The organism is Shinella sp. H4-D48, assembly GCF_022637395.1.
Lineage (GTDB): Bacteria > Pseudomonadota > Alphaproteobacteria > Rhizobiales > Rhizobiaceae > Shinella > Shinella sedimenti.
The window spans coordinates 107,109-120,611 of sequence record NZ_CP093339.1 but is presented as its reverse complement, the minus strand read 5'-3'; the positions used below and the strand labels follow the sequence as shown (position 1 = coordinate 120,611).

Genomic DNA, 13,503 nt, shown 5'->3' with positions numbered 1-13,503 from the left:
CAGTCGTGGAGTTGTAACGCGCGAACGGATTGATCTCTTGGTCTGTGGCGTCTCGCCGTTTGACCTATTGCGCCTCAAGTTGATCTGTCGTGCCGGGTCTCATTCGATAAGTAAGCGTGGATGATCGGCCCCATGCATTATCGCGATCGTCACCAGGCGGTACGGATTCGCGATGCTGCCAGGGTCCGTTCGATGGCCGACGCTCATTTTGGATGTCGCAGTACCGTCATTTCACTCCAGGCACAGTCTTTTTTCCCTCTGCTCCAAGACCACGCGCTGGGAACGCGCAATTCTACCGAGGAGGCGACGAGAAATGATTTCTCACAAGAGAGCCCAAAAGGGGAACCGATGACTGAGACGTTCGATAAGGCCCGCTTGGCCGATATACTCGAGATCAAGGCGCTCAATGCGAAATACAATTACGCCGTCGATGACGCCGATGGCGAGAAATGGGCGTCATGCTTTACAAAAACAGGTGTGTTCAATGCTCTAATTGAGGGCCAACGCCCCTGCGGGCCACAAGAGCTTGCCGCGTTCGTCGGGCTTTGCAACGAGACTTTCGGCATGATGCACCATCTGACGACAAACGAAATCATCAGCTTCGATGGGGCGACGGCCAGACAGAAGGTGTACCTGCAATTTTTTGCCGTCAAGGATGGCAAGACAGAGGGGAGCATCTGCGTCTACCAGGATTGGCTCGAACAGGTAGACGGCGCCTGGAAGTACAGTCGCCGTGATGTCGAATACAAGGTCAAGTTCACGGAATTCGCCCAGCCGACCTGAGCGCATCAGGTCGTCTGTGCACAACCTCGGGAACTGCGTTCCCCAACACAATATTGGAGTCATAAATGCAGTATGAAGGCAAAGTGGTGCTTGTTACCGGCGCCGCAGGCGGTATTGGCAGAGCTGCAACCAAGGCATTTTACGAACAAGGTGCGAAGCTCGTCCTCGTCGACCTGAGCAAGGAAGCGCTCGATATGATGTCAGACGAGCTTGGACTTGATTCCGACCGCAGTGTCGTCATCGCCGCTGACGTATCGCAGGAAGCAGCGGTGGAAGGCTTTGTCCAAGCAACGGTTGCAACGTTCGGAAGAATCGACGTGTTTTTCAACAATGCCGGTGTTGAAGGCAAGACCGGCCTGCTGGTCGACACAAGCGAGGAAACTGTCGACAAGCTTCTCAGCGTCAACATCAAAGGCTGCTTCTTCGGTCTGAAACATGTGCTCAGGCAGATGACGGCACAGGCCGGTGGTGCAGTCGTGAACACGTCCTCCATGGCTGGGCTGATCGGTTTTCACTCACTCGGCGTCTATACGGCTTCCAAGCACGCAGTTATCGGTTTGACACGCGCTGCTGCTTCCGAAGTCGCACCTCATGGAATACGAGTGAATGCGGTCTGCCCGGGGCCCGTGGATACCCGTATGATGCGTGGAATCGAATCTGGGTTTTCCGAGGCTGATCCTGTGGGCGTGAAGGGACAGTTCGAGAATCTGACGGGCCTGAAGAGATATGCACAGCCAGAGGAGATCGCGGACCTCGTTCTTTTCCTGGGATCGGACAAGGCGTCCTATATCACCGGCAGCATGTACACCATCGACGGCGGCATGACGGGAATGTAATACCCACCGACAACGCTGGCTGAGGCTGTGTCAGCAACATCAAATCGGCAAGGGCGACGTCGCTGTGACGTCGCCCTAAGCGTTTTGTTTTCGCGTCTCTCTCGTCTGGTACTTTTCGTCAGGAGCCGCATTTCTGTACTCTCGCGGTGACATACCGTAGTGGGCCCGGAAAGCTCTGCTGAAGTGTGACAAGTCGTTGAAGCCGGCTCCATAAGCAGCCTCCGAAATTGTCGCAAACCGCCGGTCAATCAGGTTCCGGGCGCTTTGCCCAAGCCGGAACTTCAGCAACTTCTGGCTGAAAGTCTCACCCTGCTCTGCGAGCACCATGTGCAAATAACGTGTCGATATCCCGAAGTGAGCTGCTGCCTTGGAAGGTGACATCTGCGGATTGGCGAAGTGAAGCTCCACATAGTTGGATATCGAGCGACAAAGCCCCGAGCGAAAGGTGCGCCGCGGGCCTTGATGAGGGTCCTGCGACTGCCCCAAAGAAAGCTCTATAAAATCTAGCATGACCCGGTTCAGATCAAGCGCGCTCGGTTCCAAGCTGTCAGGCCTTTGTGCAATGGACATCAGATATTCGACCACAATTTTTCCGACTGGAGTCTTGTCACTCACTTTGCGGGCGACGACATCGCGTCGGATGTCCATTTTCGTCGCAACCATTGCCTTTGGAATCTTGAACGAGACCATTTCCCACTCATCGGTGAAATAGTCGTGCACGAAAGGTTCAGTGGAATCGACGATGCTGAACTCGCCGGGATCGGTAATTGTTTCCCTGTCCGCCTGGATGACCCTACACGATCCTTTGACCTGGAGGTTGAGAAAACAGTAGGCTTCGGAATCCCGGCGAATTCCCTTCGGGCTCCTTGTGATCACCTGCCGTTGGGAGCTGATCTTTGAAACGGACACATTTGAGAAAGGGTGTTCGGTAACGGAACCGACAAAATTCGACCGCGATGTCGGGGCGGATTCAAGTGCCACATAGACATTGCACAGCACCTCTTTCCAGTAGCTGAACCTACTTGACGTACCGATCTCCTGAAGATCAAACATGCGCATAGCGTTTGGCCCATAGCGTTCGGTGAGAACCTGAAACGTACAAGCAAGCAGCATACCAGATTCGCTTGATGGCGCGCTGTCTGGGAAGAAAAAACCTCACAACTTCATCGCATTAAAAATCGTTTCCGTGCGACAGTCTGCATCGAACAAATACTGGGCGGGACATGCCTTTGAAATAGCCGTAACGGCCAGATGATGATCACGCTTGAATCTGCTGTCTGGACACAGTCGAGGTGGGCGCAGAAATGCTTTTCCGTTCGGCAAAGACTGCACCGATACCGACCAAAACCGGATCGTGCAGCCCGATCATTCCAACCCCGTCGATCAGCGCCGAAATCGACCCTCGCCAAATGCGTTCGTCGGGCCGACTGGCATTGGCCACCATGATAGCGGGCGTTTGGGGATCAGCGCGCTCCTCAATGAGTCTTTCCTGAATATCCCGGATAGTCCTGCCGCCCATATAGAACACTGTTGTTGACGAAGGATTTGAAATTGCCCGCCAATCCAGATCTGTGGGGAGCGTGCCATTCTTTGAGTGGCCTGTAACGAAAAGGACTGCCCTGGAATGAAGGCGATGCGTGAGGGATGTCGTCGCGCCAGCCGCCATCGCGCTAGCTGCTGTAATGCCGGGGACGATCCTCACCGGCACGCCGAACGACATGAGGAACTCAATCTCCTCCCCCGCCCTTCCGAACAAGGAAGGGTCTCCCGATTTTAACCGAACAACCCTTCGACCAGATTGCGCGTGAGCGAGCATGAGGTCGTTGATTTCGCTTTGACTGCAGCTTTTTCTACCGCCACGTTTTCCAACGTGAATCCTTTGAGCTTCACGCCTCGATAATTCGACGATTTCGGGCGGTACGAGATCGTCTATCAGGATAACATCCGCCGCTTGCAGTTCTCGCATTGCTCTCATGGTCAATAGTTCGGGATCGCCAGGCCCTGCACCAACCAGAACGACACCCGGAAGTTCGGAAATGTCCAATTTCGCCCGTGCGAGGTTAAGCAGGGTAGCTTCCTCATGACCGGACATTGGGCCTCCCGGAGAAAACGCAAAGACTCGATCGACAAAGTTTTCCCAGAATTGGCGTCGGTGGCCGGCGCTTCGCAAGATGTCACAGATAGCGGGGCGCATTTTTGCGGCAAGCGCGGCCCACTCGCCCAGTCGTCTCGGCAATAAAGCTTCGATCCTGCGTCGAAGCGCCTGCGCCAGCACCGGAGCCGCGCCATGCGTGGACACGCCGATGACGACGGGTGACCGGTTTATGATCGATCCGAACTGGAAGGTGCAGTATCGCGGGTTGTCGACGACGTTGACCGGGACGTTACACCTGCCGAAATGGTCGACCAAGACCTGTGCCTCATCATCCTTCTCGATATCTGCGACGACAAGCACGTATTTCTGCGGATCGGCGCATCTCCAGTCCCTGCCCGAAAACGAAAGGTCGGGATTGCCGGACAGAGATTGCATATGTTCGCAAAGCGAATGCGCAAACAGATCGATGCGAGCTCCGGCTGCCAGCAATAGCTCCGCTTTCCAGGCCGCAGCGATGCTACCGCCGACGAGACAGACCGCGCGACCCTTAAGAGGGAAGAACAAGGGCAACACGTCGAGTGAGCCGATCCGTGAATTATCGGCCGCGCCTGGGGAAAGGGTCATTGGAGCCCCTACTCGGCTGCGAGCATTAATCGTTCTGTTGCAATCGACAATGTGCCATCCTCGTTACGAACCGGAATTGTCCTGACCTCGCCTTCATCGGCACCGAGCGCTTTTCCTGTCTCCAGCGAGATCACCCAGTTATGAAGCGGGCAGGTAACGGCTTTGGCATGCACGATGCCCTGCGAGAGCGGCCCGCCTTTATGCGGGCAGTGGTCTTCAATCGCGAAGACCTCGTTCTCGGCCGTGCGAAAAACAGCGACCTTGCCTTGAGGCGTCTTCACGCAACGGGCGCCGCGCAGCGGGATGTCGGATATGTTGCCGATCGGGATCCAGTTCATGTCCATCTCCTCTCACTCCGCCGCTTGCCCGAAGGTAACGGTCGCCATCGGGTTAAACTCGTGCTTGTCCTTGCCGGAGACGCGCTCCGACCAAGGATCGACCTGGGCAAATTTCTGCGAGAATACGAAGCGCTCGTAATACGCTGTGCGCTTTTCGCTATCGTGCATGATCTGACGGCGGATTTCGTCGAGGCCGATGCGCTTGGCCCATTTATAGATGCACTCAAGATAGCGGCCTTGCTCGCGGTACATCTGGGTGAGTGCCACGATATGCTGCAGCGCTTCGTCCTCGGTTTTGACGAGGCCGAGCACCTCGGTTCCCTTGATGTCGAGACCGGCGGCACCTGCAAAGTGGATCTCGAAGCCGCTGTCCACACAGATGACGCCGATATCCTTGCAGGTGGCCTCGGCGCAGTTTCGCGGACAACCGGAGACAGCCATCTTTAGCTTCGCCGGCGTCCAGGAACCCCACATGAATTTTTCGATGCGGATACCCAGCCCCGTAGAATCCTGCGTTCCGAAGCGACACCAGTCGGAGCCTACGCAGGTTTTGACCGTGCGCAGCCCCTTGGCATAGGCCTGCCCCGAAATGAAGCCGGCCTTGCCGAGATCGGCCCAGACGGCCGGCAAGGCTTCCTTCTCTATGCCAAGAAGATCGATGCGCTGGCCGCCCGTGACCTTGACCAGCGGTATCTCGAACTTGTCGACAACATCAGCGATGGCCCGCAATTCGTTGGCGTTCGTGACGCCACCCCACATGCGCGGGACGACGGAATACGTGCCATCCTTCTGGATGTTGGCGTGGACGCGTTCGTTGATGAAACGAGACTGGTAATCGTCGGCATATTCGTCCGGCCAGTCGGCGATCAGATAATAGTTCAAAGCAGGGCGGCATTTGGCGCAGCCACAGGAGGTTTTCCATTCCAGTTCCTGCATCACGGCTGGAATGGTCTTCAAGCCCTTGGCCTTGATGAGACGGCGAACATCGTCATGGCCGAGCTCGGTGCACGTGCACATCGGCTGCACCGCCTTGGGATTGTAAGCATCGCCGAGCGTCAACGATATCAGTTGCTCGACGAGGCCGGTGCAGGAACCGCAGGACGCCGACGCCTTGGTGTGCGCGCGCACATTGTCGAGCGACGTTAGTCCCTTGGCGCTGATTGTCGAGGTGATCTTTCCCTTGCAGATACCGTTGCAGCCGCAGATCTCCGCATCGTCCGGCAAGGCTGCAACCGCCGCCATGGGATCAAGCAAAGATCCGCCCTGATAAGCCTGCCCGAAGATCAGCGTATCGCGCATCTCGGTTATGTCGGTCCGCTTCTTCTTGAGATCGTTGAACCATGCGCCGTCGGCCGTGTCGCCGTAAAGCACGGTACCGATGATGCGGTTATCCTTGAGCACCAGGCGCTTGTAGACGCCGGCGGTGGCGTCACGCAGCACGATCTCCTCGCGGTCGTCGCCCTCGGCGAAATCGCCGAGCGAATAGAGATCGATGCCCGTCACCTTCAGCTTGGTTGGCGTATCCGAATGCACGAAGGCGCGACTGCTGTCGCCGGCCAGATGCGAGGCGGCGACACCCGCCATCTCGTACAGCGGAGCGACGAGACCATAAATCATGCCACCGACTTCCGCGCATTCCCCTACCGCGTAGATGTCGCCATCCGACGTCTGCATCCCGGAATCGACAACGATGCCACGATTGACCGCGAGACCGGCATCCTTGGCGAGATTGACGTTCGGACGGATGCCGACCGCCATGACCACAAGCGTCGCCGGAATGATCGTGCCGTTGTCGAGCTCGATGCCTTCCACCTTGCCGTCGCCGACGATCGCCTTGGTGTTAGCCTTGCAGATCACCTTGATGCCGCGTTCCTCGACCGCCTTCTGCAGCAGATAGCCAGCGGCCGGATCGAGCTGGCGCTCCATCAGCGTCGGCATGACGTGTAGAACGGTGACATCCATGCCCCGCTCGGCAAGACCGGCAGCTGCTTCAAGCCCGAGCAATCCACCGCCGATGACGACGGCCTTCTCGCGCGACTGGGCGGCCAGCAGCATGGCCTGTACATCATCAAGATCACGGTAGGTGATGACGCCGGGCAGGTCCTTGCCGGGTACCGGTATGATGAAGGGCACGGACCCGGTGGCGACGACGAGCTTGTCATAGCTTTCTGTCACACCATGATCCGAGGTCACTGTCTTGGCGGTCCGATCGATCGCAACGATCTTGTGGCCCTTGTAGAGCGTGATCCCGTGATCGATGTACCAGCCGTCACCATGGATGACGATCTGCTCGTAGGTCTTTTCGCCGGACAGAACTGGCGAGAGCATGATGCGGTCGTAATTGACGCGCGGCTCGGCGTTGAAGATCGTGATCGCGTAGCGGTGGGGCGCCTGTTCGAACAAGTGCTCCAGCATGCGTCCCGGTGCCATGCCGTTGCCGATGATGACGAGTTTTTCAGTCATTTCGTTTACTCTCTGGCTAGGATGGTCGCTTGGACCCCAGTCAACCCGTTCAACGAAGCATGTTCGTTTCCGGCGTCCGCGCGAAGGATTGCGTGCAATTCGAACAACAACTTTATGAAGCGTGCCCAAATGAGTCTTGGCTGTGAGCGCGCGCGCTTTGTGCTCAGAGTGAACAGTTCGACGGCCGCGTTGATCCAGCGAATTTTCAGCTCGCGGGTCCGATTAGATGTCCGAAACGAGCTTTTTTGGCCGCGAGATATGTTGCATTGGAAGCGTTGAATGCTCCAATAAGACTTCTTCGCGCTGGCACGTGGATTCCCGCATCCATAAGCTTTGACACTTTCGCTGGATTATTCGTCAAAAGCTCAATGCTCGTCAGCCCGAGATCGTGAAGAATGGCCGCAGCCGCCACGAATTCACGCGCATCTGGTGCGAAGCCCAGCCGTTCGTTAGCGTCGAACGTATCCAGACCCATGTCCTGGAGCGCATATGCAGCGATCTTATTCGCGAGGCCTATGCCCCGACCCTCGTGGCCGCGAAGGTAGATTAGGCACCCATCCCCGGCGTCACTTATAAGTCTCAAAGCGCTTTCCAGTTGCTCACCGCAATCGCACCGCAGGGAGCCCAGGGCTTCCCCTGTGAGGCATTCTGAATGGACACGCACAAGCGGCGCCTTTCGGTTTTCAGGCGTTCCGTACACCATCGCCAAGTGCTCCACGTCCGAAGGCTGTTCGCGGTAGGCAATCACTCTGAACTGGCCGTACCTGGACGGTAGCTTCGCTTCCGAATATCGGAAAATCCGCGTCTCCTTTGGCGGGATCATCAGATGGCTCCTTTTCATCGGCGCATGACGCCAACCATGAATGAGACCTGGGCGAAGGATTGCCCAGGTCTCCCGTTCAATGGGCGAGCGCGTTACTCGGCAGCAATCGCTGTCGCGTTCGAGTAACGTTGGTCCCAATCGGCCACCGTGCCGATACTTTCCATCGACTTGTCGAAAACGATCGTCTCGTCCTGCATGACGGCGCGAGGATTGAAGCGTTCATCAGCGATGACGCCGTGGACGCGTCGCCGCTGCATACCCATGTTGCCACCGTCGTAGATCGGCAGGACCGAGGCTTCGCGCAGGTAGCGGCCGAACGCATATTCCGTGCTGAGACTGTTAACGCCGACCACCTGCATGCACTTGTAGATGACGTCAAGCATCGCCTCCGTGGTGTTGATCTTGCACATTGCACCGACCAGCTCGGCATGCTGGTCATGCTTGTCCAGATAGTCAGATGCACGCCAGCAGAAATAACGAGCGGATTCAATCTTCGCAGCGCAATCACCGAGAATGTAACCAACATTCTGGAAACGGATGATAGGCGTCAGCGAGCCGGCGGTATTGTTCTTGCAGAACTTCAAAGCAAGTTCGTATGCCGAGCGCGCCATACCCACAGCCGCGATCCCGGCGACGGGGCCCGACCACGCGAAGTTCCGGTTGATGACGAAGTCGCCATTTCCTTCTGCACCGGGAAGAAGGTTATCGACCGGTACACGCGCATTATCGAACGTGATAACAGCGTTTGATGCAGTACGGTGGCCTTCCTTGTTGACGAGTTCGTAGGTGATGCCGGGGGTTCCCCGTTCCACGACAAGAGCCGAGAGACCTTTCGTGCCACCAACTGTCGAGTCGGTGCGGACGATGACGGTCTGAGCATTCACACCCTTGGCATCCCAGCCACTGGCCGAGGACCACTTCTTTCGGCCGTTGAGGATAAAGTGGTCACCGTCGCGAACGGCGGTCAGCCCTATACCTGCTGGCCTCGGGAACGGATTGTCGAAATTTGCGGTGCCGCCCGTGCCACCCGGAGGCTCACCGGCAGTCCACCCTCCCAGAAACTCCCCGGTCGGGTCTGAGGTTGCGGCGCCAATAAATCGGCGCTTCTGCTCTTCAGTGCCATACCAGGAAACGGGCATGAGGCCGAGGCCGTTGCAAAGAACTGTACATGCAAAGCCGGGGTCAATCGCGCAGATTTCTTCAGCGGCAATCGTAAAGTCCAGGCAGGACATCCCGCCGCCACCGTATTCCTTCGGCAACATCGCCATGGCGATGCCCGCCCTGTAGGCCTCGATATAAGCGCCCTTTGTCATGGCGTGGGCCTTTAATGGGTCAGGCTCGCGATCCGCATCCGGCACTACCGGCGCCAGAATTCCTTCCGCAAACTCGCGGGCCGTTGCCTGAATTCTTCGCTGCTCAGGTGACATCGTAAAGTCAATTGCCATTGAAGTTCCCCTTGATTAATCGACCGTGATGCTTCCTCCATTCCCAGGTGGAAGCGCCCTTACGGTACTTTTGGCTTAAAAAAATGTCAAAAGATTTTTATGTTGAAAAGTAGGCAATTGCGCTTAGAATCTGATCAAAGTGCCTGTTTTTGGCAACGTTGTTAAGTTGCAGGCGCGCCTTTATAATTGCGGGTAGAACGAAGGGAAAAAACTATGCTCAGCGGGGGAGATACCCAGCGTCGACTGCTCGCACAGCTTCTCGACTACAAGAAGGGACTGTCCATCGATGATCTTGCGCTGCGGCTCGAGATCAGCCGCACAGCCGTCAAGCAGCATTTGTCGACGCTCGAAAGAGACGGCTATGTCGCGCGCGGTACGGCAAGAAGAACGGCGGGGCGGCCGGAGCAGACCTTTGTATTGACCGACAGCGGAATCGACTTCTTCCCGAAGCAGTATTCCTGGTTTTCCAAGGTACTGTTACAGACGCTCAGGTCGCGCATAGGCGAAAACGATCTAGGCGAGTTCATGTACAATCTCGGCGTTGACATGTCGGCGACAGCGTTGCCGCGCATCACGGGCAAAACGAGACTAGAGCGCATCGTGGAAATCGTACGCATCATGAATGAGACAGGCTTCGTTGCACACGTGGTCGATGCGGAGGAAGGCAGCCTCCCCCGAATTGCTTGTAAAAACTGCGTCTATCACGACCTGTCCAAGGAGTATCCGGAAGTATGTCGGTTCGATATCGGCTTCCTTAGCGGATTGATGGGAGCAGAGGTCGAGCAAGAAGAGTGCATGCAGCGTGATGGCGGTGAACTCTGTCGGTTTCGGTTTATCCCTTACGCGTAATGCAGCCACTCAGATCAACCTCTTGTCAAACGGGGTCGCCGTGAGATCCATAAATGCGCGCGGATCAAACGCATCATCTCTAAGAACAGTCCAGATCTTGCGCATCTGCATTCCCATATTGCCGGCATCATAGAGGGGAAACACCGCGGCTTCGCGCAAGTAGCGCTCAAGTGGATGTCTTCGGTCGAGCGCATTTACTCCCATCACCTTCATCGCCTTGAAGACAGCATCAAAAAGCGTCTCTCCGCAAAACACCTTCGCCATCGCGCAAATGGCGTGGCCCTGGCTCTCATGGCTGTCGAGATAATGGGCAGCTTTCCAGGCGAAGGCTCGGCACGCTTCGATCTTCATGGCGATGTCAGCGAGCGCGTATCCAACGGCCTGGTGGTTGATTATCGGCGTCGGCCCGCCGCCGGTGTAGGTTTTCGACCATTCAAGAACGTATTCATATGCGGACCGCGCGACGCCGACGGACGCTATCGCCGCAACCGGTCCCGACCAGGTAAAGGCTCGCGAGATGGCCAGATCACCTTGCCCTATAGCGAAGGCGTTCTCCTCTGGAATACGACAGTCGCTGAAGATGATCGAATTGTTCTGACAGATGCGGTGGCCGAGCTTGGAGATCGGCTCCTCGTATTGCACTCCAGGCGTTCCGCGCGGCACGATGATAGCCGACAAGCCCTCATCACCACCCGCTTCTTTCCGCGTTCGGACGATACAGACATTTACATTTGCACCGGCGAGATCCCAGCCGCCTGAATTGCACGGCCAGTATTTACGTCCATTCAGGACATACTCGCCGTTCGCCGCATCGTGCGTGGCTGTAAGCGATATCCCGGCAGGCCATACAGCCGGGCTGTCGAAATTGGCGGTTCCGCCGGGAGAGCCGGCGCCTTCGCTGACAGTCCACCCTGCCAGATACTCACCTCTCGGATCACTGGTTGCCGTGATGAGCCATTTCTGTTTCTGCGCCTCGCTTCCGAACCATACGAGCGGCATGAGCGCGAGCCCATTGACCAGGAGAATGGTAGCAAAACCCGGATCGATCGCACAGATTTCCTCAGAAACAACTTGAAGATCGAGGTTGCTGATCCCGCCGCCGCCATACTGCTGGGGAATGAATCCGGTCGCAAAACCGAGCTTGTAGGCCTCGATATAAGCGCCCTTGACTTCCTGGAACGCCTTTTGCGGATCCGGTTCCTCGTCTGCCCTGCAAATTCGCGGGGCAAGAATGTCATTGGCGAATTCCCGCGCTATGCGCTGGAGGCGTTTCTGACCACCAGAAAGGTTGAAGTCGATTGCCATATCGTTCTCCGATTTCTCGGAAAACAAAGCAATCGCCGTGCCAGAAGTCGGAGGGAAGACCCAGCGTGCTCTTTCTTTTGAAACACGGCAATCGGAATGAAATTTGCGATTCCAGTTGCACCGAATGATCCTCCGTAGGTAGCCGCGCGCCGACCAATCCATCTTTGAAACCGCGCAAGCGCACATCGACGACGCGAGGGAATGTTTATCGACCCTTACGCTTCCGCATCAAACTTGGTGCAGTGGCCCCGGGCATCTTCTGCCGCACAACAAGCGCGCGCTGCGCATTCGAATTTCAGCGGCTTCATGATGACAAACCAATCCTTGCCGCCATAGTGGAGCGGCATGTATCCGGAGCCTTGCATCTTGCTGATCTGCGAAAAACACTTTTCCCGCTGGCCCCGGATCGTCACCGGCGGCCGCCAGTTGAACGGCCTAACGCGAGTGCGGCCTCGTCCTCATTCCGCCCCATCAGCCGGACCGCGACGGCGGCACATTTGAGGGCCTGGCGCGCACGCCAGCAGTCGGTCCAGATGGGGGCGGAAGCTGAAGATGTCGAGCGATTTCAAAGCAATGCGGCTGAAAATGCCGCCGCAAGCACATCCGGCTCGCGCCCACGCGGCACGGCTCAGCCGGGCAGAGAAGCAGTGAAGGTCTGGGCGGAACCGGATGAGGCGACGGGCGAATGCAGGTCCGGCATGCTAGCCTACACGTGCGCATTATATCGGAGTAATGTGTAATAACCGCACGGCACGTCGTCAATAAATAATGACGGATAATCTTGCATTATCATTCATCATGCTCTTTAATAGAGAAATGCGCCCTATCGTCGAGCAGAACAGCGAAAATCACCCTCAGGAGAGCTCAGCGCCGTCTGACAGCACGGCTGTTGGCGGTGGGGATTTGGCTGCCTTGCCGCCGGATGGTGGATCGGGGGCTGTGCCGGCGCATCTGCGGGATCTGACGGAGCGGGCGCGTGGTTATGTGGAGGCGGCGAGTTCGGCCAATACGCGGCGCGCCTATGCGGCCGACTGGAAGCATTTTGCCGCATGGTGCCGGCGCCAGGGCCTGGCCCTCATGCCGCCCGACCCGGCGGTCGTCGGGCTCTACATCACCGCCTGTGCCTCGGGCAGCAGCGGCGGTGCTGGCGCGCGCGGCGTCAGGCCCAACACGGTCTCGACCATCGAGCGGCGGCTTTCGGCGCTGTCTTGGAGCTATGCCCAGGCCGGCCAGCCGCTCGATCGCAAGGATCGCGCGATCGCCACCGTCATGGCCGGCATCCGCAACACCCATGCCGCCCCACCGCGCCAGAAGGAGGCGGTGCTACCAGAGGACCTGATCGCCATGCTCGAGACGCTGGAGCGCGGCACGCTGCGCGGCCTGCGCGACCGCGCCATGCTGCTCATCGGCTTTGCCGGCGGTCTGCGGCGATCGGAAATCACCGGGCTCGATCTTGGCCGCGACCAGACGCAGGACGGCCGCGGCTGGATCGAGATCTTCGACAAGGGCATGCTCGTGACGCTACGCGGCAAGACCGGCTGGCGCGAGGTGGAGATCGGCAGGGGGTCGTCGGAAGCCACCTGCCCCGTCGCCGCCGTCGGCGCGTGGATCCGCTTCGCCAAGCTCGCGAAAGGACCGCTCTTCCGCCGCGTGACAGGCCGCGGCAAGGATGTCGGGCCGGACCGGCTGAATGACCAGGAGGTGGCCCGCCTCGTCAAGAAGACGGCGCTGGCTGCCGGCGTGCAGGGCGACCTGTCGGAAACCGAGCGGGGCGGGAAGTTTGCAGGCCATTCGCTGCGTGCCGGCCTTGCCTCCTCCGCCGAGGTCGATGAACGCCATGTGCAGAAACAGCTCGGCCACGCCTCTGCCGAGATGACCCGCAAGTATCAGCGCCGGCGTGACCGTTTCCGCGTCAATCTGACAAAGGCGGCAGGGCTGTGAT

General features: G+C 57.8%; 11 protein-coding genes. 4 read left to right on the top strand and 7 right to left on the bottom strand.

The window, feature by feature from the left end; translation table 11 throughout:
• Window positions 1-132: 132 nt before the first annotated feature.
• Both MNR02_RS21675 and MNR02_RS21670 read left to right on the top strand, forming a co-directional pair.
• Window positions 133-783 (top strand): nuclear transport factor 2 family protein, encoded by a 651-nt coding sequence (locus MNR02_RS21675; protein WP_241949813.1) that lies wholly within the window; start codon window positions 133-135, stop codon window positions 781-783.
• Window positions 784-848: 65 nt separating this feature from the next.
• Entirely contained in the window at window positions 849-1,619 is a 771-nt protein-coding gene (locus tag MNR02_RS21670) for an SDR family NAD(P)-dependent oxidoreductase (RefSeq protein WP_241949812.1), read from the top strand.
• A 75-nt stretch (window positions 1,620-1,694) separates the two neighbouring features.
• On the opposite strand, the gene MNR02_RS21665 is transcribed toward MNR02_RS21670, so the two are convergent.
• From MNR02_RS21665 to MNR02_RS21640, 6 genes are all read right to left on the bottom strand, one after another.
• Window positions 1,695-2,672 (bottom strand): helix-turn-helix domain-containing protein, encoded by a 978-nt coding sequence (locus MNR02_RS21665; RefSeq protein WP_241949811.1) that lies wholly within the window; start codon window positions 2,670-2,672, stop codon window positions 1,695-1,697.
• Window positions 2,673-2,877: 205 nt separating this feature from the next.
• Window positions 2,878-4,338: a siroheme synthase CysG gene (gene cysG / locus MNR02_RS21660; RefSeq protein WP_241949810.1), complete on the bottom strand. Its 1,461-nt coding sequence runs from the start codon at window positions 4,336-4,338 to the stop codon at window positions 2,878-2,880.
• Between the two features lie 8 nt (window positions 4,339-4,346).
• On the bottom strand, window positions 4,347-4,682 hold the full coding sequence (gene nirD / locus MNR02_RS21655) for a nitrite reductase small subunit NirD (protein WP_241949809.1): 336 nt from the start codon (window positions 4,680-4,682) through the stop codon (window positions 4,347-4,349).
• Between the two features lie 6 nt (window positions 4,683-4,688).
• A complete protein-coding gene (gene nirB, locus MNR02_RS21650; RefSeq protein WP_241949808.1) occupies window positions 4,689-7,139 on the bottom strand; it encodes a nitrite reductase large subunit NirB in 2,451 nt (816 codons plus the stop codon).
• A 205-nt stretch (window positions 7,140-7,344) separates the two neighbouring features.
• On the bottom strand, window positions 7,345-7,962 hold the full coding sequence (gene ribA, locus MNR02_RS21645) for a GTP cyclohydrolase II (protein ID WP_241949807.1): 618 nt from the start codon (window positions 7,960-7,962) through the stop codon (window positions 7,345-7,347).
• Window positions 7,963-8,054: 92 nt separating this feature from the next.
• Window positions 8,055-9,407: an acyl-CoA dehydrogenase family protein gene (locus tag MNR02_RS21640; protein WP_241949806.1), complete on the bottom strand. Its 1,353-nt coding sequence runs from the start codon at window positions 9,405-9,407 to the stop codon at window positions 8,055-8,057.
• A gap of 213 nt (window positions 9,408-9,620) precedes the next feature.
• Here MNR02_RS21640 and MNR02_RS21635 point away from each other — a divergent pair, with 213 nt between their 5' ends.
• A complete protein-coding gene (locus MNR02_RS21635; protein WP_241949805.1) occupies window positions 9,621-10,256 on the top strand; it encodes a metalloregulator ArsR/SmtB family transcription factor in 636 nt (211 codons plus the stop codon).
• A 9-nt stretch (window positions 10,257-10,265) separates the two neighbouring features.
• Here MNR02_RS21635 and MNR02_RS21630 read toward each other — a convergent pair whose 3' ends face one another.
• On the bottom strand, window positions 10,266-11,561 hold the full coding sequence (locus MNR02_RS21630; RefSeq protein WP_241949804.1) for an acyl-CoA dehydrogenase family protein: 1,296 nt from the start codon (window positions 11,559-11,561) through the stop codon (window positions 10,266-10,268).
• Between the two features lie 816 nt (window positions 11,562-12,377).
• Between MNR02_RS21630 and MNR02_RS21620 the strand changes: the two genes are divergently transcribed.
• Window positions 12,378-13,502, top strand: a complete 1,125-nt coding sequence (locus tag MNR02_RS21620) for a site-specific integrase (RefSeq protein ID WP_241949803.1) — start codon at window positions 12,378-12,380, stop codon at window positions 13,500-13,502.
• Window position 13,503: the final 1 nt, after the last annotated feature.

What these genes read in the sequence shown, in the direction of transcription:
- MNR02_RS21675 (WP_241949813.1), top strand. Translation starts at nt 133, where the DNA reads ATGCATTATCGCGATCGTCACCAGGCGGTACGGATTCGCGATGCTGCC.
- MNR02_RS21670 (WP_241949812.1), top strand. Translation starts at nt 849, where the DNA reads ATGCAGTATGAAGGCAAAGTGGTGCTTGTTACCGGCGCCGCAGGCGGT.
- MNR02_RS21665 (WP_241949811.1), bottom strand. Translation starts at nt 2,672, where the DNA reads ATGTTTGATCTTCAGGAGATCGGTACGTCAAGTAGGTTCAGCTACTGG.
- cysG (WP_241949810.1), bottom strand. Translation starts at nt 4,338, where the DNA reads ATGACCCTTTCCCCAGGCGCGGCCGATAATTCACGGATCGGCTCACTC.
- nirD (WP_241949809.1), bottom strand. Translation starts at nt 4,682, where the DNA reads ATGGACATGAACTGGATCCCGATCGGCAACATATCCGACATCCCGCTG.
- nirB (WP_241949808.1), bottom strand. Translation starts at nt 7,139, where the DNA reads ATGACTGAAAAACTCGTCATCATCGGCAACGGCATGGCACCGGGACGC.
- ribA (WP_241949807.1), bottom strand. Translation starts at nt 7,962, where the DNA reads ATGATCCCGCCAAAGGAGACGCGGATTTTCCGATATTCGGAAGCGAAG.
- MNR02_RS21640 (WP_241949806.1), bottom strand. Translation starts at nt 9,407, where the DNA reads ATGGCAATTGACTTTACGATGTCACCTGAGCAGCGAAGAATTCAGGCA.
- MNR02_RS21635 (WP_241949805.1), top strand. Translation starts at nt 9,621, where the DNA reads ATGCTCAGCGGGGGAGATACCCAGCGTCGACTGCTCGCACAGCTTCTC.
- MNR02_RS21630 (WP_241949804.1), bottom strand. Translation starts at nt 11,561, where the DNA reads ATGGCAATCGACTTCAACCTTTCTGGTGGTCAGAAACGCCTCCAGCGC.
- MNR02_RS21620 (WP_241949803.1), top strand. Translation starts at nt 12,378, where the DNA reads ATGCGCCCTATCGTCGAGCAGAACAGCGAAAATCACCCTCAGGAGAGC.